Genomic DNA, 26,586 nt, shown 5'->3' on the forward strand with positions numbered 1-26,586 from the left:
GTTGCCACGACGTGACACGTGCCCGACGGAGGTGAACGCCAGGCACCATGGAACCACTGCACCTCCGCCTGCTGCGCCTGCTGCGCGACCAGGGCGCCGTGTCCCGCGCCGAGCTGGCCGACCGGCTCCAGATCCCCCGCCCCCGGCTGCTGGCCGAGCTGGAACGGCTGGTCAGCCTCGGCTACGTCGCCGAGGCCGGGCTCGCCGCGTCCCGGGGCGGCCGCCGCTCCACCCTGGTCGAACTCAACCCCGACCTGCGGTTCTCCGCGGTCGACCTGGGCGCCAGCTCGATCGACGTCGAGATAGTCAACGGCCGGCTCGAACCGGTCGCCGCGTACGCCGAGAGCGCCGACATCCGCTCCGGCCCCAAGGTGATCCTGCAACGGGTCAACGAACTGCTGCACAAGGCGAAGGTGGACGGGGCCTACGAGCGGCTGCACGCCGTCGGCATCGGCGTACCGGGGCCGGTCAGCTTCCGCGACGGGGTGCCGGTCTCACCGCCGATCATGCCCGGCTGGGACCGCTTCCCGGTCCGCGAGCTGCTGACCCGCGAGCACGGCTGCCCGGCCGTGGTGGACAACGACGTCAACATCATGGCGATCGGCGAGCGGCACGGCGGCGTGGCCCACTCGGTGGACGACTTCCTCTTCGTGAAGATCGGCACCGGTGTGGGCTGCGGGATCTACCTCTCCGGCGAGGTCTACCGGGGCACCGACGGCTGCGCCGGCGACATCGGACACATCCAGGTCGACTCGCACGGACCGATGTGCTCCTGCGGCAACGTCGGCTGCCTGGAGGCGCTGTTCAGCGGGGCCGCCCTGGCCAGGGAGGCCAGCGTCGCCGCCCGTACCGGCACCTCGCCGGCGCTCGCCGAACGGCTGGGCGCGACGGGCACGGTCACCGCGCTCGACGTCGCCGAGGGCGCCATCGAGGGGGACGTGACCTGCATCCGGCTGATCCGCGACGGCGGCCGCCGGGTCGGTGGCGTCCTCGCCGGCCTGGTCAGCTTCGCCAACCCGTCGATGATCGTCATCGGCGGTGGGCTGGCGCAGCTCGGCCACATCCTGCTGGCCGAGATCCGCAGCGTGGTCTACCGGCGCTCACTGCCGCTGGCCACCGGCAACCTGCCGGTGGTCCTCTCCGAACTCGGGTCGCGGGCCGGCGTCACCGGTGCGGCCGTGCTCGCCACGGACGTGGCATTCGCGGAGGCGTCATGACGGGACAGGACGAGTCGACCGGCCTGGACGGGCGGTCGGCACCGGAGGGCACCGGCACGGCCGGCGCCGACGGCGGAGCCACCGGCGAGCGGCAGCCGCTGGTGAGCGCGCCCGACGACGCCGTACCGGGCGAGGTGGTGCTGCGCCTCACCGACGTGGTGAAGACATTCCCGGGCGTACGCGCCCTGGACGGCGTGCAGCTGGAGGTGCGGGCCGGCGAGGTGCACTGCCTGCTCGGGCAGAACGGCGCCGGCAAGTCGACGCTGATCAAGGTGCTCTCCGGCGCCCACCGGCCCGACTCCGGGCAGGTGGAGTGGCTCGGCGAGCCGGTCAGCTTCGCCAACCCGCAGGCCGCGATGAAGGCCGGCATCGCCACCATCTACCAGGAACTCGACCTGGTCGAGGACCTGAACGTGGCGGAGAACGCCTTCCTCGGCCACGAGCCGCGCCGGCTCGGCTTCGTCCGCCGCGGCCACATCGCCCGGCGCACCCGGGAGATCCTCGGCCGGCTCGGTCACCCGGAGATCCCGCCCCGCCGGATGGTGCGCGCGCTGCCCGCCGCCGGCAAACAGATCGTCAGCATGGCCCGGGCGCTCTCGCACGACGCGCGACTGATCATCATGGACGAGCCGAGCGCGGTGCTGGCGCACGACGAGGTCGGCAACCTGTTCCGGATCATCCGGGAGCTGACCGCCCAGGGCATCGCGGTCATCTACATCTCGCACCGCATGGAGGAGATCCGGGAGATCGGCGACCGGGTGACCGTACTCAAGGACGGCCGCACCACGGCCGCGGACCTGCCGGCCCGGCAGACCCCGACCCGGGACCTGGTGAGCCGGATGACCGGCCGGACCATCGAGTACGTCTTCCCGGAGCGCCCCACCGCCGGACCGGCGGGCGAGGAGCTGCTCCAGGTCCGCGAGCTGAGCCGGGAGGGCGAGTTCGCCGACGTCTCGCTGACCGTACGGCGGGGCGAGATCGTCGGCATCGCCGGCCTGGTCGGGTCCGGCCGCTCCGAGGTGCTGGAGACCATCTTCGGCGCCCGCCGAGCGCACACCGGCACGGTCTCGATGGCCGGCCGGAACGTGCGGCCGGGCAGCGTCGGAGCGGCGGTGCGGGCCGGCATGGGCATGGCCCCGGAGGAGCGCAAGAGCCAGGCGCTGCTGCTCGGCCAGCCCATCTACCGCAACATCACGCTGGCCACCTTCACCCGCTGGGCCCGGCTGGGCTTCACCGACGCGGCTCGGGAGCGGGTGGAGGCGGAGGAGATCGCCGAGCGGCTGGAACTGCGGCCCCGGGACGTCCGCCGGCCGGTGCGGACCCTCTCGGGCGGCAACCAGCAGAAGGTCGTGGTCGGCCGCTGGCTGCTCGGCGAGACGCAGCTGCTGCTGCTGGACGAGCCGACCCGGGGCGTGGACGTCGGCGCCCGGGCCGAGCTCTACCAGGTCATCCGCGGGCTGGCTGCCCGGGGAGTGGGCGTACTGATGGTTTCCAGTGAGGTGCCGGAGGTTCTCGGCCTGGCCGACCGCGTGCTGGTGATGCGGGAGGGCCGGGTCGTGCACGAGGCTCCGGCCGGAGAACTTGACGAAGACACCGTGCTCGACCTCGTGATGGCGGGGTCGCTGATGGAGGGCGCGCCAGCATGAGTGAACGTACTGAGACGGCCGCGCCGGCTCCCGCCGCGGACCTGCCGGCGCAGTCACCGCCGGTCTCGCCGGCGCCGGCCGGTGCCGGCACGGTGCCGCACGCGGGCGCCGGGACGGCCAGCGGCGGGGCCGGCTGGTGGGCCTCGGACGGGGCGGAATCGTTCCGGCGCAACCTGGGCCTGGTCGGCGTGCTGGTGGCGCTGATCGTCATCGGCATCATCACCCGACCCGACCTCTACGGCGACGGCGCCTGGGTCCGGAACAACATCCTGTCGATCCTCACCCTCGCCTCCGTGGTCGGGGTGGTCACCGTCGGCATGACCTTCGTGATCATCGGCGGCGGCATCGACCTCTCGGTCGGCGCGATCGTCGCGCTGGCCGGGGTCTGGGCCACCACGGTCGCCACCCAGAGCTACGGCGCGGGAGGGATGATCTTCACCGCGATCGTGGTCGCGGTCGCCGTCGGGCTCCTCAACGGACTGCTCGTCTCGTACGGCCGGCTGGTGCCGTTCATCGCCACCCTGGCCATGCTGGTCGCGGCCCGTGGTCTCGCCGCCGAGCTCTCGGACAAGCAGACCCAGGTCTCCAGCAACACCACGATCAACGGCATCGCCAGCACGAGGCTGTTCGGCATCCCGGTCCTGGTCTTCATCCTCGCCGCGGTGGTCGCCGCCGGTTGGGTACTGCTCAACCGGACCACCTTCGGCCGGCGTACGGTCGCGGTCGGCGGCAACCCGGAGGCGGCGCGACTTGCCGGCATCAACGTCAAGTGGCACACGGTGCTGCTCTACGGGCTCTCCGGCCTCTGCTGCGGGATCGCCGCCATCATGTTGACCGCACAGGCCAACTCGGCGCAGGCGGCCATGGGCAACCTCTACGAACTCGACGCGATCGCCGCGGCGATCATCGGTGGGACGCTGCTCAGCGGCGGGCGGGGCACGATCGTCGGCTCCCTGCTCGGTGTGATCATCTTCGCCACCATCACCAACCTGTTCGCGATCAACGGCCTCTCGACCGAGGCGCAGAACATGGTCAAGGGCGGCATCATCGTCGTCGCCGTACTGGCTCAGCAGTTCCGGTTCAGGTCCGTCACCCAGATGCTCAGCCGCAACCGGCTCACCTCGGCGAGCTGATCCACCCCTGGGCAGTCCCCCCGGGCGGCCCCGGCCGCCAGCACCACATCCACCCCCACCGATAGTTGAATACCAGGAGGTCGTCATGACCAAGCACGATCCGCTCCGGCCCGTGCGCGACCTGTCGCGTCGCCGGTTGCTGTTCGGCACAGCCGCGGTCGGCGCCGGCGCCCTGCTCACCGCCTGCACCAGCAACGAAACCCCGGCAGGCGGAAACGAGCAGGTCAAAGAGGCGGACGGCGCCGCCAACCCGAACAGCGCGGCCGGCAAGCGCGTCGTCGTCGGCTTCTCCGCCCCGGCCGCCGACCACGGCTGGCTCGCCGCGATCACCAAGAACGCCGAGGCGCAGGCGAAGGTCTACACCGACGTCGAGTTCAAGCAGGTCCAGGCCAGCCAGGACCTCGCCGCGCAGCGGGCCGCGCTCTCGACCCTGCTGTCGCAGAAGCCGGACGTGATCGTGCTGCTGCCGCACGACGGCAAGGAGCTGAACGCCTTCGGCCTGGAGGCGATGAAGGCCGGCATCCCGGTGGTCAACCTGGACCGGGCGTTCCCGGACGCCCTGGCGTACCGGTTGCAGATCATGGGTGACAACTACGGCATGGGCGTCGCGGCCGGGCGGTACATCGGCGAGCAGATGAGGGCCAAGGGGATCGCCAACCCGATCATCGGCGAGATCGCCGGCATGGACGAGCTGGAGCTGACCCAGCAGCGTTCCGCGGGCTTCAAGGCCGAGCTGGCCACCTTCGGCTTCAGAGTGGCCAACACCCGGTCGGCCCGGTTCACCGCGGACAGCGGCCAGGCCGAGGCGTCCCAGCTGCTCCAGGCACTGCCCAAGATGGACGCGGTGTGGAACCACGACGACGACCAGGGCATCGGCGTGCTGGCCGCGGTCCAGCAGGCGAACCGCTCCGAGTTCATCATGGTCGGCGGCGCCGGCTCCAAGGCCGCCATCGACGCGATCGCGGCCGACAACAGCGTGCTCAAGGCCACCGTGACCTACAGCCCGTCGATGGCCTCCTCGGCCATCTCGCTGGCCCGGCTCATCGCCCAGGGCCGGGGCATGTCCGACCTGGTCGAGCTGCAGGTCCCGAAGGAGATCACGCTGACGTCGGAGACGATCACCAAGGAGAACGCGAGCGCGTACAGCAAGCTCGGGTTCTGACACACCGGGGGGAGACCCACCTTGTCCACTGTAGAACGAGAACTGCGGGTCGGCATGGTCGGCTACGCGTTCATGGGCGCCGCGCACTCGCAGGCGTGGCGCACCGTGAACCGCGTCTTCGACCTGCCGGTGCGGGCCCGGATGGCCCTGATCTGCGGCCGGGACGAGTCGAAGGTCGCCGACGCGGCCGACCGGCTCGGCTGGGAAGGGCACACGACCGACTGGCGTGACCTGGTCACCCGGGACGACATCGACGTGGTCGACGTCTGCACACCCGGCGACAGCCACGCCGAGATCACGATCGCGGCGCTGGAGGCGGGCAAGCACGTCCTGTGCGAGAAGCCGCTGGCGAACACGGTCGAGGAGGCTCGGGCCATGGTCGCCGCGGCGGCCAGGGCACAGTCGGCGGGCGTACGGACGATGTGCGGGTTCAACTACCGCCGCGTTCCCGCGGTCAGCCTGATGCGGGAACTGGTCGCCTCCGGGCGGCTCGGCGTGATCCGCCACGTCCGCGCGGTCTACCTGCAGGACTGGATCGTCGACCCGCAGTTCCCGCTGGTCTGGCGGCTGCAGAAGGACAGGGCGGGCTCCGGCGCGCTCGGCGACATCGGCGCGCACATCATCGACCTGACCCAGTACGTCACGGGTCAGCGGATCAGCGGGGTCAGCGCGATCACCGAGACGTTCGTCAAGGAGCGTCCGCTGCCGGCGGAGTCCTCCGGCCTGGCGGCGTCGGCCGACGGCGCCAGCGGTGGTGGGCCGACCGGCCTGGTCACCGTCGACGACGCGGCGGTCTTCGTGGCCAAACTGGACGGTGGCGCGCTGGCCACGTACGAGGCGAGCCGCTTCGCCACCGGGCGCAAGAACGCGCTCCGGGTGGAGATCAACGGTTCGCTCGGCTCGGTGGTGTTCGACCTGGAACGCCTCAACGAACTGGAGTTCTACGACGCCACGGAGCCGTCGGCGGAGCAGGGCTTCCGGCGGATCCTGGTGACCGAGGGCGACCACCCGTACATGTCGGCGTGGTGGCCGCCGGGACACATCATCGGCTACGAGCACTCGTTCACCCACGAGATGCGCGACTTCCTGGAGGCGATCGCCACCGGCTCGGACCCCGCGCCCTCCTTCGCCGACGCGCTCCAGGTCCAGCTCGTGCTGGACGCCGTGGCGCGCTCGGCGGAGCTGGGCTCGTCCTGGACCGAGGTGGAACCCGCGCTCGCCTCCGTGGCCGCGTAACCACCCGTCACCGGCGTACGCCGGCCGTCCCGCCCAGGGGCGTGTGGCCGGCGCCGCCGGGAGGCGACGTCCACCCGTCACCGGTGGCCGGACCGTCCGCACGGACGGGGCGGTCGCCGGCGACCCGAGGCTTTCCGGAGTGACCGGCGAGGGTCCGGCCGCGGTTGCGCCCCGCGGACGGATTGAGGTCACCCCGGAGGGTGTACGCCCGCGCGCCGGAGCCCCCTCCGGACGTGGCGCGTACGGCAGGTAATGCGGCCGTCCGGCGCGGCCGGACCGGGATTCCCCGGTCGCGCCGGACGCCGGAACCGGGCCGGCCGGGCATCGGCCGGCGGCACCACGGCAGGCACCGCCGGTCCCCACGGCCCGGCGGGAGATCGGACAGCCACCGCAGAGCGGTCGACAGCGGGAGCGCGAACCCCCACCCGGGCGGCACCGGGCCGGCCACGCCGGCACCCCGCACCGGACGCCCCCGCCGACCGCCGACCGCCGACCCGCCGCACCGCCGCGACGAGGGGTGGCGGCACAACTGAACAGGGAGATGCGACCGGGGCCGGCAGCGCACGGCCGCCCCGGTCGTCACCGGATGCGGGGGAGGCAGGGCCGAGACGCCGACCGGCCCTGCCTACCAGCCCCGTCCGCCCGCACGGTCACGGACCCGGGCAGCGCCGTTGCCGCCGACTCCGGCGCTGCCGCACGGGATGTTCCACCGCGACGGTCGGGCGGACGGGGCGCTTTTCCCGTGATCGCGGACTCCCCAAGATCGCGAAAGGATGTCCCGCCAGGCAGGATGTCGAAGAGAGGCGGATTCGACGAGCTGGTCCGCACCGGCCCGGATCGACCTCGTACACCCCGGTCGGCGCCCCAGGGCCCGAGCCGGCACCGGAGGGAGGAGCACTGATGCGTACGGGTGTCTGGCTGGTCGGCGGACGTGGTTCGGTGGCGGTGACGAGCACGATCGGGGCGCTCGCCCTGCGGGCCGGGCTCGCCGAGCCGACCGGCTGCGTGACGGAGTTACCGGCCCTGCGCGCCGCGGCCCTGCCGGCCCTCGCCGACCTGGTCTTCGGCGGCCACGACGTGGCCACCACCCCACTGGCGAAGAAGGCCGAGTCGCTGGCCGAGGCGGGTGTGTTGCCGGCCCGGCTGGTGGCGGCGCTGACCGAGGAACTCGGCGCCGTCGAGGCGGACCTGCGACCGGCGCCGACCGGTGACCGCCAGGCGGCGGTGATCGAGGCGATCGTCGCCGACCTGACCGGGTTCCGCGAGCGGCACGGGCTGGACCGGGTGGTGGTGGTGAACGTCTCCTCGACCGAGCCGGTCCCGGCGGCCCACCCCGGACACGCCGACCTGGCCGGACTGGACGCCGCGCTCGCCGTCGGCACACCGCTGCCGCCCAGCTCCGCGTACGCCTACGCGGCCTTCACGGCGGGCTGCTCCTACGTCGACTTCACCCCGTCCACCGGCGCCCGGCTGCCCGCCCTGGCCGAGCTGGCCCAGCGGGCCGGCGTCCCGTACGCCGGGCACGACGGCAAGACCGGCGAGACGCTGGTGAAGTCGGTGCTGGCGCCGATGTTCGCGATGCGCAACCTCAGGGTGCGCACCTGGTCCGGAATGAACCTGCTCGGCGGCGGGGACGGCGCGAACCTGGCCGACCCGGCGGCGAACGCGGCCAAGTCGGCCAGCAAGCAGCGGGTGCTCGGCGAGACGCTGGGCTACGTCCCGCAGGGCAACACCCGGATCGAGTACGTCGACGACATCGGCGACTTCAAGACCGCGTGGGACCTGGTCACCTTCTCCGGCTTCCTCGGCACCGCCATGCGGATGGAGTTCAGCTGGCACGGCTGCGACTCGGCGCTCGCCGCGCCGCTGGTGCTCGACCTGGCCCGGCTCACCGCCGCCGCGCACCGGGCCGGCCGTACCGGTGCCCTGAGCGAGCTGGCGTTCTTCTTCAAGGACCCGCTCGGCGACGTCCCGCACTCCCTCGCCGAGCAGTGGGCCACGCTCTGCGCCTTCGCCCGGGGGCTCGACACCGACCGTACCGAGGGGACACCGGATGCCGTCGCTCGCTGACCTGGTGCAGCTGGTCCGGGCGCCGGCCGCGCTCTCCGTACCGGGGGACGTGGTGGCCGGGGCCGCCGCCGCCGGCGCGCTGGACCGCCGGGTGCCGGGGCTGGCCGGGGCATCCGTGCTGCTCTACTGGGGCGGGATGGCCGCCAACGACTGGGCGGACCGGGAACTCGACGCGCGGGAGCGGCCGGAGCGCCCCATCCCCAGTGGCCGGATCTCCCCGGGGCTGGCCCTCGGGGTCTCCGCCGGGCTGACCGCCGCCGGGGTGGCGCTGGCCGGCCTGACCGGTGGCCGCCGGGCGCTGGCCGCCGCGGTGCCGCTGGCCGGCGCCATCTGGGCGTACGACCTGGTGGCGAAGAACACCGCCGCCGGGCCGGCGGTGATGGCCGCCTGCCGGGGCCTGGACGTGCTGCTCGGGGCCAGCCAGGGCCGCCCGTCCCGGGCGGTACCGGCGGCGCTGACGGTGGCCGCGCACACGTACACGGTCACCGCGCTGTCCCGGCGGGAGGTCTCCGGCGCGTCCCGCGCGCTGCCGGCCGCCACCCTGGCCGGTACGGCCGCCGTCGCCGCCGCCGCGGTCGCCGGCCGGACCGGAAGGGACCTGGCCGCCGGGGCCGCGCCGAGCAGCCGGGTGCCCGGCTGGCGGGCGCTGGTGCCGGCCGCCCTCGCCGGCTGGTACGGCCTCCAGTACGGCACCGCCCAGGCCCGGGTGGCGGCCGATCCCCGGGCGGCCCGGGTACGCGCGGCGGTCGGTGCCGGGATCACCGGCCTGCCGGCCCTGCAGGGCGCGCTCGTCGCCCGGGCCGGCGCGGCGGTGCTCGGTGTCGCGGTGGCCGCCGCCGCCCCGCTCGGCCGCCGGCTGGCCCGGAAGGTCTCCCCGACATGACCACCGCCCCCGGTCCCGGTACACCCGACCCCGCGACCCCCGGCCTGCGGTTCGGGTACGGCACCAACGGCTTCGCCAACCACCGGCTGGACGACGCGCTGGGGGTGATCGCCGACCTCGGCTACCAGGGGGTGGCGCTGACCCTGGACCACGACCACCTGGACCCGTTCGGCCCGGACCTCGCGGCCCGGGTGGCGGCGGTCGGCCGGCGCCTCACCGAACTCGGCCTCGGGGTGGTGATCGAGACCGGGGCCCGGTACCTGCTCGACCCCTGGCACAAGCACGCGCCGACGCTGCTGCACGACGACTCCGCGCTCCGGGTCGAGTTCCTCCGCCGGGCCGTCGCGATCGGCGCCGACCTGGGCGCCGAGGCGGTCTCCTACTGGTCCGGGGTACGGCCGGCCGGGGTCGACCCGGCGACCGCCTGGGACCGGTTGGTCGCCGGCTCCGCCGAGCTGGTCGGCGTCGCCGACGCCGCCGGGGTGGTGCTCGGCTTCGAGCCCGAGCCGGGCATGCTGGTGGCCGACATCGCCGACTGGCGGCGGCTGTACGAGGCGCTCGGCGCCCCGCCGCGCTTCGGCATCACCCTCGACATCGGACACTGCCGCTGCCTGGAGCCGGCCCCGGTGCCCGAGTGCGTCGCGCAGGTGGCCGCGCACCTGGTCAACGTGCAGATCGACGACATGCGTCGGGGCGTACACGAGCACCTGGAATTCGGCACGGGGGAGATCGACTTCCCGCCGGTGCTGCGCGCCCTGGCCGACGCCGGCTACGCCGGGCTGGTCGCCGTCGAGCTGCCCCGGCACTCGCACGCCGCGCCGAGCGTCGCGGCCCACTCGATCGAGTTTCTGCGCGCCGCCGCGCTGAGCCCGCCCGACCGGCGGTGAAGCGGGGGAACGGACCGTCTCACGAGGATCAACGGCCTGGGGAGGACCGATGGAACCGGAACGACTACGGGCGGCGCTGGAGGCCGTACCGGACGAGCGGCTGCCCGACCGGGGCTGGCTGGCCGAGGCGCTGCGCCGGGCGGCGGCCGAACCGGCGGCGGTCGGCCGGCTCTTCGCGGCGGCCGGCCGGAGGTGTGGCCGGAGCCCACTGCCGGACCTGCCGGACTGGACCGCCGACGACGCCGCCCGGGTGCTGCTGCTGACCGCCCTGCCGGCGGCCGACGCGGCCGGGCAGGTCGAGGCCCTCTACCGGTACGGCGACGCGGCCGAGAAGCGGGCGGTGCTGCGGGCACTGCCGCTGCTGCCGATCGGGGACGCCGGGGTGCCGCTGCTGCACGACGCGATCCGGACCAACGACACCCGGCTGGTCGCCGCCGCGCTCGGCCCGTACGCCGACCGGCTCGACCAGCCCGCCTGGCGGCAGGCGGTGCTCAAGTGCGTCTTCACGGGGATCCCCCTGTCCGTCGTGTACCGCCTCGACGCGCGCGCCGACGGCGAGCTGGCCATCATGCTGGCCGGCCTCGCGCAGGAACGCCGGGCGGCGGGGCGGGACATGCCGGCCGACGCGACCGCGTTGCTGGACCGACTGAGCACCAGGGAGGTGTGATGCGGATCTTCGACCCGCACATCCACATGACCTCGCGGACCACCGACGACTACGAACGGATGGCCGCCGCCGGGGTACGGGCACTGGTCGAACCGGCGTTCTGGCTCGGGCAGCCCCGTACCAGCGCCGCCTCGTTCGTCGACTACTTCGACTCGCTGGTCGGCTGGGAGCCGTTCCGGGCCAGCCAGTTCGGCATCCGCCACCACGCCACCATCGCGCTGAACCCCAAGGAGGCCAACGACCCGCGCTGCCGGGAGGTGCTCGACCTGCTGCCCCGGTACCTCGACAAGGACGGCGTGGTCGCGGTCGGCGAGGTCGGCTACGACTCGATGACGCCGGAGGAGGATGCGGTCTTCGCCGCCCAGCTCGCCCTCGCGGTCGCGCACGAACTGCCGGCGATGGTGCACACCCCGCACCGGGACAAGGCCCGGGGCACCGAGCGGAGCCTCGCGGTGATCGCCGAGTCGGGCCTGCCCCCGGGCCGGGTGGTGATCGACCACCTCAACGAGGTGACCGTCCCGCTGGTCCGGGACAGCGGCTGCTGGCTGGGCTTCTCCATCTACCCGGACACCAAGATGTCCCCGCCCCGGATGGTGGAGCTGCTGCGCAGGTACGGCACCGAGCGGATGCTGGTCAACTCGGCCGCCGACTGGGGCCGGTCGGATCCGCTGCTGACCCGGGCCACCGCCGAGGCGATGCTGGCCGCCGGGTTCGACGACGACGACGTCGACCGGGTGTTCTGGCGCAACCCGGTGGAGTTCTACGGCCAGTCCGGCCGGCTGGAGCTGGCCGAGGAGGCGCCGGGCGACTGGGCGCCGGCGGCGGCGGGAGAGGTGGCCGCCCCACCACCCCCGTCGACGTACGAGGGGAACTCGATCCTGCGGGGCGGCAGCTGATGCGGCTGCGGCACGCCGACGGGCAGCTGGTGCACCTGAGCTACTGCACCAACGTGCACCCGGCCGAGGACCTCGCCGGGATCGTCGCGCAACTCGACACGTACGCGGTGCGGATCCGGCGGCGGCTCGACACCGACGTACTGGGACTGGGGTTGTGGCTCGCCGCACCGGTCGCGGCCGGGCTGGCCGCCGACCCGCAGGCCCGACGGCGGCTCCGCGCGGAGCTGGAGGCGCGCGGCCTGGAGGTGGTGACCCTGAACGGGTTCCCCTACCAGGCGTTCCAGGCGCCGGTGGTGAAGAAGGCCGTCTACGAGCCGGACTGGACCACCCGGGACCGGCTGGTCTACACGCTCAACCTCGCCACGGTGCTGGTCGACCTGCTGCCCGACGACGCCGTGCGGGGCTCGATCTCCACCCTGCCGCTGGCCTGGCGGGAGCCGTGGGACACCGGGCGGGCCGGGCGGGCGGTCCGGGTGCTGGACGAGCTGGCCGCCGGGTTGACCGAGGTCGCCTGGCGGTCCGGCCGGGCGGTGCGGGTCGGTTTCGAGCCGGAGCCGGGCTGCGTGGTCGAGTCCACCACCCAGGCGGTCGCCGAACTGTCCCGGATGGACACCGACCGGCTCGGCATCTGCCTGGACCTGGCGCACCTCGCCTGCGCCTGGGAGGAACCGGCGCAGGCGCTGGCCCGGCTGCGTGCCGCCGGCCTGCCGGTGGTGAAGGTGCAGGTCTCCGCCGCGCTGGCCGCCGCCGACCCGGTCGCGGCCGCGGACACCCTGCGCGGGTACGTCGAACCGCGCTTCCTGCACCAGACGCGGACGGAAGCCTGCGGAGGCTCGGCCGGTCCGGCCGGTGCCGTGGATCCGGCCGACCCGGCGCACGCCGCCGACGACCTGGACGAGGCCCTGGACGCCGGCCTGCCGGGCGGCTGGCGGGTGCACTACCACGTGCCGCTGCACGCCGCACCCGCCCCGCCGCTGGAGTCGACGGTGCCGGTGCTGCGGGACGCCCTGCGGGAGCTGTTCGCCGGGCCGGTCGCCGGATGCGACCACCTGGACGTCGAGACGTACACCTGGGGGGTGCTGCCCGCGGCGCAGCGCCCGGGATCGGACGCGGAGCTGGCCGACGGGATCGCCGCGGAGCTGGCGTTCGCCCGCGACGAGCTGACCGCGCTGGGTCTGACCCCGGCCCCTGCCGGCCCCGCCGGCCCGATGGCCCCCGCCCCGTTGCTGAGGAGACACGATGACTAATCCACTGGTCGTGATCGACGTGGTCGGGCTGACCCCCCGACTGCTCGCCCACATGCCCCGGCTGCGGGCGCTGGCCGACGCCGGCTGCCAGACCGAACTCGGCACCGTACTGCCCGCGGTCACCTGCTCGGCGCAGGCCACCCTGCTCACCGGCGTGCCGCCGGCCGAACACGGCATCGTCGGCAACGGCTGGTACTTCCGCGACCTGGGCGAGGTGTTCCTCTGGCGGCAGCACCACGCGCTGGTGGGCGGGGAGAAGGTGTGGCAGGCGGCCCGCCGGGAGCGGCCGGACTACACGGTCGCCAACGTCTGCTGGTGGTACGCGATGGGCGCCGACGTGAACTGGACGGTGACGCCCCGGCCGATCTACTACGCCGACGGGCGCAAGGAGCCGGACTGCTACACCGACCCGCCGGAGCTGCACGACGAGCTGACCGCGAAGCTGGGCGGGTTCCCGCTCTTCACCTACTGGGGTCCGGGTGCCGGCCTGCCCTCTTCGGCCTGGATCTGCCGGGCGGCCGAACAGATCATGGCCGACCACGATCCGGACCTGACCCTGGTCTACGTGCCGCACCTCGACTACGACCTGCAACGCTTCGGCCCGTCCTCGCCACAGGCGGCGGCGGCCGCGGCGGAGCTGGACGGGATTCTCGGCCCGCTGCTGGACGCGGCGGCGGCCCGGAACGCGACAGTGGTGGCGCTCTCCGAGTACGGCATCACCGAGGCCAGCCGACCGGTGGACGTCAACCGGCTGCTCCGCTCCGAGGGGCTGCTGCGGGTCTACACCCAGGACGGGATGGAGTACCTGGACCCCTGGACGTCCCGGGCGTTCGCGGTGGCCGACCACCAGGTGGCGCACGTCTACGTGAAGGACCCGGCCGACGTGCCGGCGGTGGCGAAGCTCTGTGCCGGGCTGCCCGGGGTCGCCGAGGTGCTGGACGAGGCGGGCAAGGCCGAACACGGGCTGGACCACCCGCGCGCCGGCGAACTGGTGCTGGTCGCCGAGCCGGACGCCTGGTTCACCTACTACTACTGGCTGGACGACGCGAAGGCGCCGGACTTCGCCCGGCTGGTGGAGATCCACCGCAAGCCCGGGTACGACCCGGCGGAGCTCTTCTTCGACCCGGCCGCGCCCGGGGCGGCCAAGCGCCGGGCGGCGGTGGCGCTGGCGCGCAAGAAGCTCGGGATGCGCTACCTGATGAGCGTGGTGGGGCTCGACGCCGGCGCCCGGGCGGTACGCGGCTCGCACGGCCGGCTCCCCGCCGACCCGGCGGACGCCCCGGTGCTGCTCTGCTCGGATCCGTCGGTGGGCCGGGACCGGTACGCCGCCACCGAGGTCAAGGAACTGCTGCTGGGCCTCGCCGGGCTGGCCGGGGAGCGATCGTGACGGCGATCGTGCCGGACATCGATCTCGGCGAGCTGCGGAAGCGCCGGACAGCCAGCTCGCCGCGTTCCTCGACCGGCAGGATCCGGACTGGCCGGACGGGGCGCCCCGGGGCGTCTTCACCACGCTGCACCGGTTCGTGCTGGCCGGCGGCAAGCGGCTGCGCCCGATGTTCTGCTACTGGGGCTGGCGCGGCGCGGGCGGCGCGGACGGCAGCGCCATCGTGGCCGCCGCCGCGGCGCTGGAGCTGTTCCACGCCTTCGCGCTGATCCACGACGACATCATGGACGGCAGCGACCGGCGCCGGGGCGAGCCCTCGGTGCACCGGCTCTTCGCCGACCTGCACGCCCGGTCGGCGTGGCGCGGCGACCCCGCCTCGTACGGGCGGAGCACCGCGCTGCTCTGCGGCGACCTCTGCGCCGCCTGGGCGGACCAGATGTTCCACGAGTGCGGGCTGACCCCGGACGAGGTGCACCGGGGGTACGGGGTCTTCGCCACCATGCGTACCGAGGTGATCGCCGGGCAGTATCTGGACCTGGTCTCCGGGGTGGGGGACGGCTCGGTGGCGAGCGCGCTGACCGTGATCCGGATGAAGGCGGCCCGCTACACGGTGACCCGGCCGCTGCAGATCGGCGCCGCGCTGGCCGGCGGGTCGCCCGAGCTGCTGACCGCGCTCGCCGCGTTCGGTGACCCGCTCGGCGACGCGTTCCAGCTCCGCGACGACGTACTCGGGGTCTTCGGCGATCCGGCGCTGACCGGCAAGTCGATCCTGGACGACCTGCGCGAGGGGAAGCCGACGGTGATGATGGCGCTGGCCCGGGGGAGTGCCGACCGGGGCCAGGCGCAGCGGTTGAAGGCGCTCTTCGGCAATCCGGATCTCGATCCGGATGGCGCGGCGGAGCTGCGGGAGATCATCGTCGACACCGGTGCCCTGGACCGGATCGAGCAGATGATCAAGGTACGCGCCGACGCGGCGCTGACCGCGCTCGCCGACGCCCCGCTGCTCGGCGGGACCGCCGAGGTGCTCGCGGCGCTGGCCGGCGAGGCGGTCGACCGGCAGGTGTAGAGGTGGACCAGGGCCGGCCCGATCGGACCGGCCCTGGCACGGGCGAAGCGGTCAGAGGCCCCAGTTGCGCAGTTCCCGGTTGAAGGTGCTGGCGTAGTTGGTGGTGCCGGTCACCTTCGGGTGGAAGGACTGCTGGGACGGCTGGAGCGGTTCGTCGGGGACCTCACCATCGGTCTTCGCCGCGACGATCCCGTGGATGGTCTCCGGGTTGCCGCAGATCGCCTGCCCGGCGAAGTCCATGTTGGCGATCGGGTCGGCGAACCGGGCCTGGATCCCGGCCGTCCGGGCGGCGGCGGCGATCTCGCCGAGGACGTCCGAGAGTTCCCGGCCGGTCTGGTTGATCCAGTCGGCCTCCGAGTCCGAGATCCCGTACCCCAGCCACTCGACGCAGTTGCCGTCGTTGTCCATCAGCTCCGGGTACCCCATCAGCATGATCTTCGCGTTGGGTGCCTCCTGTGCGATGGCCCGCAACACCGTGAGCACCGACTCCCGCATCTCGAACTGCATCAGTCGGGGAAGGTAGTCCGCCGCCCGCTGCCCGTCGATCTCCGCCTCCTGGCACGGTATGGGCAGCAGGATGCAGTTCTGCAGGGCCGCGCTCCACTTGATGTCGTTCCCCCCGATGGAGAGGGAGACGAGCGTGGTGTTCTCGTCGAGGAAGCCCTTGTCGAGCTGGGAGACCTCCCGCCGGGCGCCCCGGGCGACATCACCCCAGGCGTTCCGGAACGGTGCCCCGGTGAGCGGGTCGTTGACCCGCTTGCCGGAGATCGGGTTCACCCCGGTCGGCAGCAGGTGGTCCGTCTCCGAGCCGGAACAGGCGAGCAGGTGGTAGTCCATGTTCGGATCGAGACTGTCCGCCCGGGTGCCGATGCTGCGCTGCTGCGGGTCGTCCCGGAGGAAGGCCTTCCGGGACCAGGCGTGCCGGGAGCGATGGCAGCCGTTGCGGTAGTCCTCCATCCCGTCGCCGTTGTGGTTGGAGTCGTGGTAGTAGTCCAGGGCGGCGTTCGTCGCCGCTCCCTCACCGGAGGAGTACGACTCACCGAGCGCCACCACGAAGTTGCGCGGCTTGGCGCTCAGCGGGACGAACGCCACCGCGTCCCAGGCGACGTTGTCCACCCCCAGCCCGCCGCCGTTGCGGGTCACGTTGCTCATGCTGATCGTGGGGGTGCCGTTGAACTGGAAGACGCCGAGCGGGACCCACCGGTCGTCGCCCTGCCGCTGTGGCAGCGTACGGGTCTTGTAGCGGCTGGCCGCCGGGGTGGCGCTGGCGCCCCGGTCGACCGTGTAGTGCGCCTGCTGGCTGTCCGCACCGTGTCCGGGCATGTGCACGAAGACCCGGGCCCACTGGTTCAGGGTCTGCCCCAGCCGCCAGGTGCCGGTGACCTTCACCTTGTACGCGGCCTCGCTGCCGTCGTTCTGCTCGTGGGCGAACCAGAAGTGCCCGTCCAGGCCGGCGCCGATCTGGTGCATGTCCACCTTGGAGGGATACAGCCCGGCGGAGGTGCCGCTGAACTGGAGGCTGAACGTGCCCCGGTTGGTCGTCGGGGTCGCGCAGCGGTCGGACCGGATGACCGGTACGTCGTCGGGCTGGTCATCGACGATCAGCGCGTTCGAGGGGATCCCGTTCACCGCGCACTCCGGTGGATAGTGGGTGCCCCGCGCCGGTTCCGCCGCGCCCGGACTGAACCGCAGGTTCTCGTAGCCGCAGTCCTGCTCGCAGACCGACTTCGTGACCACCGGCCAGTGCCACCAGCAGTGGAAGTCGCTGTAGCCGCACGACCCCTGGCCGGCCGGGTTGACCGAGCAGTTGTTGGCGGTGGTGCAGAAGGTCCGCACCGGCGGCCGGATCGCGGAGGTGCGCGCGACCGGGCTGGTCCACCACGCCTGGAGGTAGCCGGGGTAGTAGTCGTCGGGCGTCCGGAAGTCGGACTTGACGATCGGGAACGCCGCCCAGCCCATCACCTTCTCCGGGTACGGCCACTGGTTGGGCCGTGCGGCGTCACCCGGTGACCCCTCCCCGTTCAGGCCGTTCAGGAACCCGAGGCGGTTGAAGGGGTAGTCCGGGTTCGCCGGGTTCTGCGACCAGCCGAGCCCCCAGTTGCCCCGGTCGTCGGTGCACGACGGCCCCGGCGAGCAGCCGGTGCCGCCGGTGACCGCCTGCGGGTTCAGCCCGGTGTTGTACGCCCACACCGCGGCGAACCAGTTCTCGATCCTCGACGGGTCGGAGTTGTTGACCCGGATGCCGAGGTTGTAGAGCTGGTTCCACTTGTCCTGGAGGATGCGCAGGCCGGCGGCGATGTTCGTGGCGTAGTCGGCGGCGATGGCACGCTGCTCGTTCAGCGGCCGGATGACCTCGCCCGGCCGCCCCTTGCCGGCCAGCCGCATGCCGTCGGTGACCTGCCCGACGCCGTACCCGCAGTCGGCGTCGGCCCAGTTGATCAGCCAGCCGTCCTCGTTCTCGATGCCGTAGTAGTTGCCGATCAGCGGGTTGGCCGGTACGCCCTCCAGGGCGTGCCAGGAGGCCTGCCACAGGTTCGACTCCTGGGCCAGGATGCCGAGCATGATCTGGGCGGGTACCCGCCCGCCGCCGGCCAGGTCCCGGGGCGGCAACATGCCCTGCGGCGACCAGGCCGGCAGCCCGGTGCCGCGCCAGTTGGCCGGGCGCTGGATGGTCAGTGCCCGCTGCACGGCCAGGTTGGCGGCCCACTCGATCTGCTGCCAGTGCGGCTGCTCCACCTGGAACCGGACGTCGTTGCGCGGCACCGAGCAGTACCGGTCGTCGTCGACCGGGTTGGTCGAGGAGCCGGCGGCCAGCGGGCTGGCACCGCGGGTCGCGGCCGCCACCCGGAACATCGGCGCCGGCCGCCTGCCCTCGTCGATCCGGTCGGTGGTCCGGTCGAAGGGCCCGACCTGGAAACCGAGGGTCCGGCCGGTCGCCGGCACCCGGGCCTCCAGGTTGACCGGCCGGGCGTCGCCGGGGGCGGGTCGGGGCGCGGCCGCGCCGGCCACCGTGGACCGGGTGGGGCCGGCGTCGCTGACCGCGACCTGCCCCAGGGTGGAGACCGCCGCCCGGACCGGCACGGCGAGCTGCCGTACGCCGGCCGGGAGGGTCGCGGCGACGCTCTTCGGGTTGCCGGTGATGAAGGCCCGGCCACCGGTGCCGGCGGAGAGGCCGACCTCGGCCAGCGGTCCCCGGGCCAGCTCGCGGGAGCCGCCGCCGGTGGTGTGCCGGACCACCGTCGTCGCCTCGTCGGCCATCTCCAGGTACGACAGCCCGCCGGCGGCGTTCGGCCGCAGGTAGGCGGCCACCCCTGCGGTCTCGGTCACCGTCGTACGGGTGCCGTCGGCGGCGAGCGCGAAGATGCGGCCGCCCTCGGCGGCGGCGACACCGTCGCGGAACGGCACCGCGGAGGTCACCTGGCCGGCCAGTTCGTGCCGGCTGACCGTACTGCCCCGGGTGGTGTCGACGACGTGCAGCCGGGTCCTGCCCAGGTCGGTCGCGCCGCCCTGGCTCAGCACCGCGGTCTCGCCGGCACCGCAGCCGGGGTTGTGGTAGGCGACGCTGACGGTCAGGTCGAGCTTGGTCACCCGCCCGGTGCCCAGGTCGACGATGGCGGCGAAGGCACCCCGGTCGAACAGGTGGGACCGGTTGGTGAAGTGACGCGGCTGGTAGACCACGACGGCGCGGTCTCCGGAGCCGGTGAGGCAGGCGTTGCCGATCCACTGGTCGCTCTGGATCAGCGGCTCGACCAGGGTCGCGGCGGTGCGCCAGGTGTAGCCGGTCTTCGACTCGGCGACCAGCAGGTGGAAGCCGGTGCTGTCGCCGCTGGTGGTCCAGGCCGTGTCGGCGGAGGCCTGCCAGCCCTTCGGCAGCACCTGGTCGCGCTGCTGGCGCGCGACGGTCGACGGGTCGGGTGGGCTCGCGGGGTCGGCCGCCGTGGACGGCCCGGGCGCGGGTTTCGCCGCCGCCGGTGGTTGCGCCGAGGCGGGCGCGCCGCCGAAGACCAGGCTCGCCGCGAGGAACGCGGCGAGCGGCGCGGGGAAGCGGCGGTGCCGGTTCATCGGGCCGTCACCCTGCCGGTGGCCCCTGGTTGGACGTTCCGTTGGCGCATGACCTGTACCTCCGCAGACTGGGGATCCTGAGGTCGCGCCGGGGAACCAGGGGCGGCCGGTGGGGTGCGGTGGCGCCTTTTCCTGTCGTCCTCGGCGCGGGGCTGACCGGCTGGCCGGTCGCACGGCGAGCGTCGTGGGGCCCTCGCGGCGACTGTAGGTCCGACGGGCACCGGAAGCTCATCGTCGGCTCATCGTCCGTCCACCTGCCGGCTGTTCCAGCTCCGCACCGTCCGGCCACCGGCACCGGACCGTCCAGATGGGGCCAACTTTTCTCCCTGTAAACGAAAGTCCAATCTGCTGTGGCAGAAGGTATGGACACATCTACCTGAAGAAATTAGTGTCGTCGCCAAGACACACATGTTTCACCGATGTAACCGGCGGCGCGGTTAACCATCGCCCGGCCCACCGAGCAGCTCGGGTCGGCACCCCACCGCTACGGCATCTGGCGCGACGGCGCGCGCCCTGCCTGGCAGTCCTGGTCAGGAGGGAAGGGCACCGTATGTCCAGAACAGACCATCGAAGCACGCCCAGCCGGCGATGGCGGGCGACCGGCACCGCGCTGTTGCTGGTGGCGACCGCCGTACCGGCGGTGTTCGGCGCCACCGCCCCCGCCCAGGCGCACCCGATCAACGCCGCCGACTTCCAGCAGGTCACCCTCGCCCGCGGCGTGGCCGAGGTCGGCGAGCCGATGACGATCGCGGTGCTGCCGGACCGATCCGTGCTGCACACCGCCCGCAACGGCACCGTGCGCCGCACCGACGCGGCCGGCAACACCGCCGTGGTCGGCACCCTGCCGGTCTACACCCACGACGAGGAGGGGTTGCAGGGCGTCGGCGTCGACCCCGGCTTCGCCACCAACCGGCACATCTACCTCTACTACGCCCCACCGCTGTCCACCCCGGCCGGCGGCGCGCCCGCGAACGGCACCGCGGCGCAGTTCGCCCCGTTCGCCGGGGTCAACCGGCTGGCCCGGTTCACCCTGAACGCCGACTTCACCCTCAACATGGGCAGCCAGGTCACCGTCCTCGACGTACCGGCGGACCGGGGCATGTGCTGCCACGTCGGCGGGGACATCGACTTCGACGCCGCCGGCAACCTCTACCTCTCCACCGGCGACGACTCCAACCCGTTCGAGTCGGCCGGCTACGCCCCGATCGACGAGCGGACCACCCGCTACCCCGCGTACGACGCGCAGCGCTCGGCCGGCAACACCAACGACCTGCGGGGCAAGATCCTGCGGATCAAGGTGAACGCCAACGGGACGTACTCGGTCCCGGCCGGGAACCTCTTCGCACCGGGCACCGCGAACACCCGCCCGGAGATCTACGCGATGGGCTTCCGCAACCCGTTCCGGATGAGCGTCGACAAGGCCACCGGCGTGGTCTACGTCGGCGACTACGGCCCGGACGCCGGCTCCACCAACCCCAACCGGGGACCGAGCGGCCAGGTCGAGTTCAACCGGATCGCCTCGCCGGGCAACTACGGCTGGCCGTACTGCACCGGCACCAACACCAGCACCGAGACGTACAACGAGTGGACGTTCCCGGACGGTCCGTCCGGCGGCAAGTACAACTGCGGCGGCGGGCCGACCAACAACTCGTTCCGCAACACCGGTCAGGGCACCCTGCCGGCGGCCCGGCCGGCCTGGATCCGGTACGCCGGTGACGCCGGCACCCCGCCGGAGTTCGGCGGCGGCTCGGAGTCGCCGATGGGCGGCCCCGTCTACCGGTACAGCGCCTCGAACCCGTCGACCACGAAGTTCCCGCAGTCCTTCGACGGCCAGTTCTTCGCCACGGAGTTCGGCCGGGGCTGGATCAAGCCGATCCACGTCAACGGCGACGGATCGCCGGGCACCATCGACACCTTCCCCTGGGTCGGCAAGCAGGTGATGGACTCGGCGTTCGGCCCGGACGGCTCCCTCTACGTCCTCGACTACGGCACCGGCTACTTCAACGGTGACGCCAACTCGGCCCTCTACCGCTTCGACTACGTCGGCGGCGGCAACCGGGCCCCGACCGCGGTCGCCAGCGCCACCCCCACCTCCGGGGCCGCCCCGCTGACCGTCGCCTTCTCCTCGGCCGGCTCCTCCGACCCCGAGGGCGGGGCCCTGAGCTACTCCTGGGCGTTCGGCGACGGCACCAGCTCCACGGCGGCCAACCCGACCAAGACGTACACCGCGAACGGCACCTACACGGCGATGCTGACCGTACGGGATCCGGCCGGCGCCACCGGGACCGCCAGCGTGACCGTCGGGGTCGGCAACACCGCGCCGACGGTGACCATCACCGCCCCGGCCAGCGGGCAGCTCGTCGCCTTCGGTGAGACGGTGCCGTTCCAGATCACCGTCACCGACCCGGAGGAGGGGACGATCGACTGCTCCCGGGCCAAGATGACCTACGTGCTGGGCCACGACACCCACGGCCACCAGATCACCTCGGCCAACGGCTGCTCCGGCACCATCACCATCCCCGTCGACGGCGAGCACGACGACGCGGCGAACATCTTCCCGGTCTTCGACGCGGAGTACACCGACCGGGGCGGGCTGACCACCCACACCCAGCACGTCCTGGCGCCGAAGCACCGCCAGGCCGAGCACTACGGCAGCTCGTCCGGGGTCGCGAAGTTCACCAAGACCGCCGCCGAGGGCGGGCAGACCGTCGGCGACATCAACAACGGGGACTGGATCGCGTTCCAGCCGTACCGGCTGGCCAACGCCACCTCGTTCAGCGCCCGGGTCTCCTCGGCCGGCGCCGGCGGCACCCTCCAGGTGCGGGCCGGCTCCGCCACCGGCAGCGTGCTCGGCTCGGCGACCGTTCCGGTGACCGGCGGCTGGGAGACCTTCGCCACCGTGACCGGCACGATCTCCGCGCCGCCGGCCGGCACCACCACGCTCTACCTCACGTTCGCCGGCTCCGGCACCGGGGCGCTCTACGACCTGGACGCCTTCACCATCAACACCGGCGGCGGCACCACCCCGTCCGGTTCCGGCCCGATCAAGGGGCTGGCCGGCAAGTGCCTGGAGATCGACGGCGGCAGCACCGCCGACGGTGCCCAGGCGCAGATCTCCACCTGCACCGCCACACCCCGGCAGACCTGGACGGTGACCGGCCAGACGCTGCGGAACTCCGGCAAGTGCCTGGACATCTCCGGCGCCGGCACCGCCAACGGTACGAAGATCCAGCTCTGGACCTGCAACGCCACCGCCGCGCAGAACTGGGCCGCCCAGGCCGACGGCACGCTGCGCAACCCGGTGTCGGGCAAGTGCCTGGACGTCTCGGCGAACAGCTCCGCCGACGGCCAGGACGTGCACCTGTGGGACTGCGTCGCCGGCGCCGCCAACCAGAAGTGGACCCTGCCCTGATTTTCCGGATGTAAGGAAGGGGCCCTTCCTATCGTTTTCTGTAGAGGAAGGGCCCCCTCCTAACCGCCCTCAGAGGGAGAGCACCCATGCGCAGACTGCTCCGTCCCGTCCTCGGTACGGCGATGGCGGCGCTCGCCGTCATCGCCTGTACCACCCCGGCGGGCCCGGCCAGCGCCGCCGACGCCCCGTACGACGTCCTGGTCTTCTCCAAGACCGCCGGCTTCCGCCACGACTCGATCGCGGTCGGCACCCAGGCGATCCGCGAACTCGGCGCGGCGAACAGCTTCACCGTGACCGCCACCGAGGACGCGACCGCCTTCACCACCGCCAACCTGGCCCAGTACGAGGCGGTGGTCTTCCTCAACACCACCGGGGACGTGCTCAACGCCGGCCAGCAGAGCGCGTTCGAGTCCTACATCCGCAGCGGCAGGGGGTACGTCGGGGTGCACGCCGCCGCCGACAGCGAGTACGACTGGCCGTTCTACGGCAACCTCGTCGGGGCGTACTTCGCCTCGCACCCGGCGATCCAGCAGGCCAACGTCAAGGTGGAGCACCGGGGGCACGCCGCCACCGCGCACCTGCCGCAGACCTGGACCCGCACCGACGAGTGGTACAACTACCGGACCAACGCCCGGTCCACGGCGCGGGTGCTGGCCACCCTGGACGAGTCGTCGTACTCCGGTGGCGGGATGGGCGCCGACCACCCGCACGCGTGGTGCAAGACGTACGAGGGCGGTCGCTCCTTCTACACCGGCGGCGGCCACACCCAGGCCTCGTACGCCGAGCCGGCCTTCCGGGCACACCTGCTCGGCGGCATCCGGTACGCCGCCGGTCGCAGCAAGGCCGACTGCCGGCCGGAGACCGGCTACAGCAGCCTCTACAACGGCTCCACCACCGGCTGGTCGCAGGCCGGGCCGGGTAACTTCACCAACTCCGACGCCACGCTCACCTCGGTCGGTGGGATGGGGCTGTTCTGGTACAGCGCCAAGCAGTTCACCTCGTACTCCCTGAAGCTGGACTGGCGGATGGCGGGCGACGACAACTCGGGGATCTTCATCGGCTTCCCGCCGTCGACCGACCCGAACTCCGCGGTGAACAACGGCTACGAGATCCAGATCGACGCGACCGACGCGGCCGACCGGACCACCGGGGCGGTCTACTCGTTCAAGTCGGCGGACATCGCGGCCCGGGACGCGGCGCTCAACGCGCCGGGGGAGTGGAACAACTACGAGCTGCTGGTCGAGGGGGAGCGGCTGCGGGTCTACCTCAACGGCGTGCTGATCAACGACTTCACCAACACCGATCCGGTGCGTTCGCTCGCCGGACACATCGGGATCCAGAACCACGGTGACGGTGACGACGTGGCGTTCCGCAACATCCGGATCAAGGAGCTGGGCGGCGGTCCGGACCCGGGGCCCGGGAGCACCGTGCAGGCCGAGGCGTTCAGCACGCAGAGCGGGGTCACCGTGGTCGGCAAGGCCGGCGCCAACGGCGGCTCGACGATCGGGTACCTCGACCCGGGTGACTGGGCGGCGTACAACGGGCTCGACCTGACCGGGGTCACCTCGTTCCGTTCCCGGGTCGTCTCCGGCGGGGCCGGCGGCACCCTTCAGGTGCGTACGGGCTCGGCCACCGGCCCGGTGCTCGGCTCGGTGACGGTGCCGAACACGGGTGGCTGGGAGAGCTACGCGGAGGTGAGCACCGCGCTGTCCGGCGTACCGTCCGGGGCGCAGAACGTCTACCTGACCGTCGCCGGTTCCGGCGGGGGCCTGTACGACGTCGACGAGTTCACCCTGGTCCGGGGCGGCACCACCCCGTCGGGCTCCGGTCCGGTCAGGGGGCTGGCCGGCAAGTGCCTGGAGATCGACGGCGGCAGCACCGCCGACGGTGCCCAGGCGCAGATCTCCACCTGCACCGGTTCGGCCCGGCAGAGCTGGACGGTGACCGGCCAGACCCTGCGCACCCTCGGTAAGTGCCTGGACATCTCCGGCAGTGCCACGGCCAACGGTACGAAGGTCCAGCTCTGGACCTGCAACGGCACCGCCGCGCAGAGCTGGGCGGTCCAGGCCGACGGCACGCTGCGCAACCCGGTGTCGGGCAAGTGCCTGGACGTCTCGGCGAACAGCTCCGCCGACGGCCAGGACGTGCACCTGTGGGACTGCGTGGCCGGCGCCGCCAACCAGAAGTGGACCCTGCCCTGAAATGAGCGGGCGGCGGGCGGGCGCGCGACCCCCACCCCCACCACCGCGCCGGCCCGCCGCCCGCCGCTCGCCCCCGCCACTCCTTGATCCCGGTGATTAGGGAGTGGTGGGGGCGACACGCCGACGACACGCGGGAAGGACTCCCTGATCATCGCGATCATGAGGGGGTGGTGGGGGTTCCTGGCGCGGGGGGTACGGCTTAGAGTGTGGTTGGCGACCCCCGGGGGTGGCCGGTGGTCGGGCGGGAGGCGCAACCCGTGCGGCTCAGGTGCCGTCGCACCCGCCGGTTTCTCCGACGGGGTGTCGCCACGTTCCGGACGGTCATCCTCGCCCCGCCCCACCGGCGCCCGACGTGGCGCAGTCGCGAATCCCGTGTGACCGACAGGGAGAAAGACCATGGCGCGACCCATCACGCTCTTCACCGGCCAGTGGGCCGACCTACCGTTCGAGGAGGTGTGCCGGCTCGCCTCCGAGTGGGGCTACGACGGGCTGGAGATCGCCTGCTGGGGCGACCACTTCGAGGTCGACAAGGCGCTCGCCGACCCCTCGTACGTCGAGCGCAAGCGGGAGACGCTGGCCAAGTACAACCTCCAGGTGTTCACGATCTCCAACCACCTCGTCGGGCAGGCGGTCTGCGACCACCCGATCGACGAGCGGCACCAGGACATCCTGCCGGCCCGGATCTGGGGCGACGGCGAACCCGAGGGCGTACGGCAGCGCGCCGCCGAGGAGATCAAGGACACCGCCCGGGCGGCGGCGAAGCTCGGGGTGAACACCGTGGTCGGGTTCACCGGCTCGTCGATCTGGCACACCCTGGCGATGTTCCCGCCGGTCCCGCCGTCGATGATCGAAAAGGGGTACCAGGACTTCGCCGACCGCTGGAACCCGATCCTCGACGTCTTCGACGAGGTCGGGGTGCGGTTCGCGCACGAGGTGCACCCGAGCGAGATCGCGTACGACTACTGGACCACCAAGCGCACCCTGGAGGCGATCGGCCACCGGCCGGCGTTCGGGCTCAACTGGGACCCGTCGCACTTCGTCTGGCAGGAACTCGACCCGGTGAACTTCATCTTCGACTTCGCCGACCGCATCTACCACGTGGACTGCAAGGACGCGAAGGTCCGTACCGGCGACGGGCGCCGGGGCCGGCTCTCGTCCCACCTGCCCTGGGCCGACCTGCGCCGGGGCTGGGACTTCGTCTCCACCGGGCACGGCGACGTCCCGTGGGAGGACTGCTTCCGGGCGCTGAACGCCATCGGCTACGACGGCCCGATCTCGATCGAGTGGGAGGACGCCGGAATGGACCGGCTGGTCGGGGCGCCGGAGGCCCTGCAGTTCGTCCGCCGGCTCGCGTTCGACGCTCCGAGCGCCGCCTTCGACGCCGCGTTCAGCAGCAAGGACTGAGCACCCCCGTTCA

General features: G+C 72.8%; 17 protein-coding genes. 16 read left to right on the forward strand and 1 reads right to left on the reverse strand.

The window, feature by feature from the left end; translation table 11 throughout:
* Window positions 1-47: 47 nt before the first annotated feature.
* The 13 genes from ACQEUR_RS16030 to ACQEUR_RS16090 all read left to right on the forward strand — a co-directional run bounded on the left by ACQEUR_RS16030 (window position 48) and on the right by ACQEUR_RS16090 (window position 15,494).
* A complete protein-coding gene (locus ACQEUR_RS16030) occupies window positions 48-1,217 on the forward strand; it encodes an ROK family protein (protein ID WP_433031216.1) in 1,170 nt (389 codons plus the stop codon).
* 134 nt (window positions 1,218-1,351) lie between these two features.
* Window positions 1,352-2,863 (forward strand): sugar ABC transporter ATP-binding protein, encoded by a 1,512-nt coding sequence (locus ACQEUR_RS16035; protein WP_433031403.1) that lies wholly within the window; start codon window positions 1,352-1,354, stop codon window positions 2,861-2,863.
* Window positions 2,860-3,996, forward strand: coding sequence for an ABC transporter permease (locus tag ACQEUR_RS16040; protein WP_433031219.1), 1,137 nt, complete (start codon window positions 2,860-2,862; stop codon window positions 3,994-3,996). Before ACQEUR_RS16035 ends, ACQEUR_RS16040 begins: the two co-directional genes overlap by 4 nt.
* Before the next feature lie 85 nt (window positions 3,997-4,081).
* On the forward strand, window positions 4,082-5,158 hold the full coding sequence (locus ACQEUR_RS16045; RefSeq protein ID WP_433031222.1) for a substrate-binding domain-containing protein: 1,077 nt from the start codon (window positions 4,082-4,084) through the stop codon (window positions 5,156-5,158).
* A 54-nt stretch (window positions 5,159-5,212) separates the two neighbouring features.
* Window positions 5,213-6,394, forward strand: coding sequence for a Gfo/Idh/MocA family protein (locus ACQEUR_RS16050; protein WP_433031406.1), 1,182 nt, complete (start codon window positions 5,213-5,215; stop codon window positions 6,392-6,394).
* A 900-nt stretch (window positions 6,395-7,294) separates the two neighbouring features.
* On the forward strand, window positions 7,295-8,464 hold the full coding sequence (locus tag ACQEUR_RS16055; protein WP_433031225.1) for an inositol-3-phosphate synthase: 1,170 nt from the start codon (window positions 7,295-7,297) through the stop codon (window positions 8,462-8,464).
* Window positions 8,448-9,347: an SCO3242 family prenyltransferase gene (locus ACQEUR_RS16060; RefSeq protein WP_433031228.1), complete on the forward strand. Its 900-nt coding sequence runs from the start codon at window positions 8,448-8,450 to the stop codon at window positions 9,345-9,347. The genes ACQEUR_RS16055 and ACQEUR_RS16060 overlap by 17 nt, the downstream gene beginning before the upstream one ends.
* Window positions 9,344-10,234 carry a sugar phosphate isomerase/epimerase family protein gene (locus tag ACQEUR_RS16065; RefSeq protein ID WP_433031231.1) on the forward strand — a complete coding sequence of 297 codons (891 nt, stop codon included), beginning with the start codon at window positions 9,344-9,346 and terminating at the stop codon, window positions 10,232-10,234. The genes ACQEUR_RS16060 and ACQEUR_RS16065 overlap by 4 nt, the downstream gene beginning before the upstream one ends.
* A 49-nt stretch (window positions 10,235-10,283) precedes the next feature.
* Window positions 10,284-10,901: an EboA domain-containing protein gene (locus tag ACQEUR_RS16070; RefSeq protein WP_433031234.1), complete on the forward strand. Its 618-nt coding sequence runs from the start codon at window positions 10,284-10,286 to the stop codon at window positions 10,899-10,901.
* Window positions 10,901-11,797, forward strand: coding sequence for a TatD family hydrolase (locus ACQEUR_RS16075; protein WP_433031237.1), 897 nt, complete (start codon window positions 10,901-10,903; stop codon window positions 11,795-11,797). Before ACQEUR_RS16070 ends, ACQEUR_RS16075 begins: the two co-directional genes overlap by 1 nt.
* Entirely contained in the window at window positions 11,797-13,044 is a 1,248-nt protein-coding gene (gene eboE / locus ACQEUR_RS16080; protein ID WP_433031240.1) for a metabolite traffic protein EboE, read from the forward strand. Before ACQEUR_RS16075 ends, eboE begins: the two co-directional genes overlap by 1 nt.
* The gene (locus ACQEUR_RS16085) at window positions 13,037-14,431 is read left to right on the forward strand and encodes an alkaline phosphatase family protein (RefSeq protein ID WP_433031243.1); all 1,395 of its coding nucleotides are present in this window, start codon (window positions 13,037-13,039) and stop codon (window positions 14,429-14,431) included. The genes eboE and ACQEUR_RS16085 overlap by 8 nt, the downstream gene beginning before the upstream one ends.
* A 136-nt stretch (window positions 14,432-14,567) precedes the next feature.
* The gene (locus tag ACQEUR_RS16090) at window positions 14,568-15,494 is read left to right on the forward strand and encodes a polyprenyl synthetase family protein (protein WP_433031246.1); all 927 of its coding nucleotides are present in this window, start codon (window positions 14,568-14,570) and stop codon (window positions 15,492-15,494) included.
* Window positions 15,495-15,545: 51 nt separating this feature from the next.
* On the opposite strand, the gene ACQEUR_RS16095 is transcribed toward ACQEUR_RS16090, so the two are convergent.
* Complete coding sequence (locus ACQEUR_RS16095) at window positions 15,546-19,556, reverse strand: hypothetical protein (RefSeq protein WP_433031249.1); 4,011 nt, start codon at window positions 19,554-19,556, stop codon at window positions 15,546-15,548.
* A gap of 550 nt (window positions 19,557-20,106) precedes the next feature.
* Here ACQEUR_RS16095 and ACQEUR_RS16100 point away from each other — a divergent pair.
* From ACQEUR_RS16100 to ACQEUR_RS16110, 3 genes are all read left to right on the forward strand, one after another.
* Window positions 20,107-22,968 carry a PQQ-dependent sugar dehydrogenase gene (locus tag ACQEUR_RS16100; protein ID WP_433031252.1) on the forward strand — a complete coding sequence of 954 codons (2,862 nt, stop codon included), beginning with the start codon at window positions 20,107-20,109 and terminating at the stop codon, window positions 22,966-22,968.
* An 86-nt stretch (window positions 22,969-23,054) separates the two neighbouring features.
* Entirely contained in the window at window positions 23,055-25,169 is a 2,115-nt protein-coding gene (locus ACQEUR_RS16105; RefSeq protein WP_433031254.1) for a ThuA domain-containing protein, read from the forward strand.
* Window positions 25,170-25,565: 396 nt separating this feature from the next.
* Window positions 25,566-26,573, forward strand: a complete 1,008-nt coding sequence (locus ACQEUR_RS16110; protein ID WP_433031256.1) for a sugar phosphate isomerase/epimerase family protein — start codon at window positions 25,566-25,568, stop codon at window positions 26,571-26,573.
* Window positions 26,574-26,586 lie beyond the last annotated feature (13 nt).

The organism is Plantactinospora sp. CA-290183, from assembly GCF_050936375.1.
In the GTDB taxonomy this organism is placed as follows: Bacteria; Actinomycetota; Actinomycetes; order Mycobacteriales; family Micromonosporaceae; genus Plantactinospora.

Coding starts and splice junctions, on each gene's coding strand:
- ACQEUR_RS16040 (WP_433031219.1), top strand. CDS start 2,860: ATGAGTGAACGTACTGAGACGGCCGCGCCGGCTCCCGCCGCGGACCTG.
- ACQEUR_RS16110 (WP_433031256.1), top strand. CDS start 25,566: ATGGCGCGACCCATCACGCTCTTCACCGGCCAGTGGGCCGACCTACCG.
- ACQEUR_RS16085 (WP_433031243.1), top strand. CDS start 13,037: ATGACTAATCCACTGGTCGTGATCGACGTGGTCGGGCTGACCCCCCGA.
- ACQEUR_RS16055 (WP_433031225.1), top strand. CDS start 7,295: ATGCGTACGGGTGTCTGGCTGGTCGGCGGACGTGGTTCGGTGGCGGTG.
- ACQEUR_RS16030 (WP_433031216.1), top strand. CDS start 48: ATGGAACCACTGCACCTCCGCCTGCTGCGCCTGCTGCGCGACCAGGGC.
- ACQEUR_RS16075 (WP_433031237.1), top strand. CDS start 10,901: ATGCGGATCTTCGACCCGCACATCCACATGACCTCGCGGACCACCGAC.
- ACQEUR_RS16060 (WP_433031228.1), top strand. CDS start 8,448: ATGCCGTCGCTCGCTGACCTGGTGCAGCTGGTCCGGGCGCCGGCCGCG.
- eboE (WP_433031240.1), top strand. CDS start 11,797: ATGCGGCTGCGGCACGCCGACGGGCAGCTGGTGCACCTGAGCTACTGC.
- ACQEUR_RS16105 (WP_433031254.1), top strand. CDS start 23,055: ATGCGCAGACTGCTCCGTCCCGTCCTCGGTACGGCGATGGCGGCGCTC.
- ACQEUR_RS16070 (WP_433031234.1), top strand. CDS start 10,284: ATGGAACCGGAACGACTACGGGCGGCGCTGGAGGCCGTACCGGACGAG.
- ACQEUR_RS16045 (WP_433031222.1), top strand. CDS start 4,082: ATGACCAAGCACGATCCGCTCCGGCCCGTGCGCGACCTGTCGCGTCGC.
- ACQEUR_RS16100 (WP_433031252.1), top strand. CDS start 20,107: ATGTCCAGAACAGACCATCGAAGCACGCCCAGCCGGCGATGGCGGGCG.
- ACQEUR_RS16095 (WP_433031249.1), bottom strand. CDS start 19,556: ATGAACCGGCACCGCCGCTTCCCCGCGCCGCTCGCCGCGTTCCTCGCG.
- ACQEUR_RS16050 (WP_433031406.1), top strand. CDS start 5,213: ATGGTCGGCTACGCGTTCATGGGCGCCGCGCACTCGCAGGCGTGGCGC.
- ACQEUR_RS16065 (WP_433031231.1), top strand. CDS start 9,344: ATGACCACCGCCCCCGGTCCCGGTACACCCGACCCCGCGACCCCCGGC.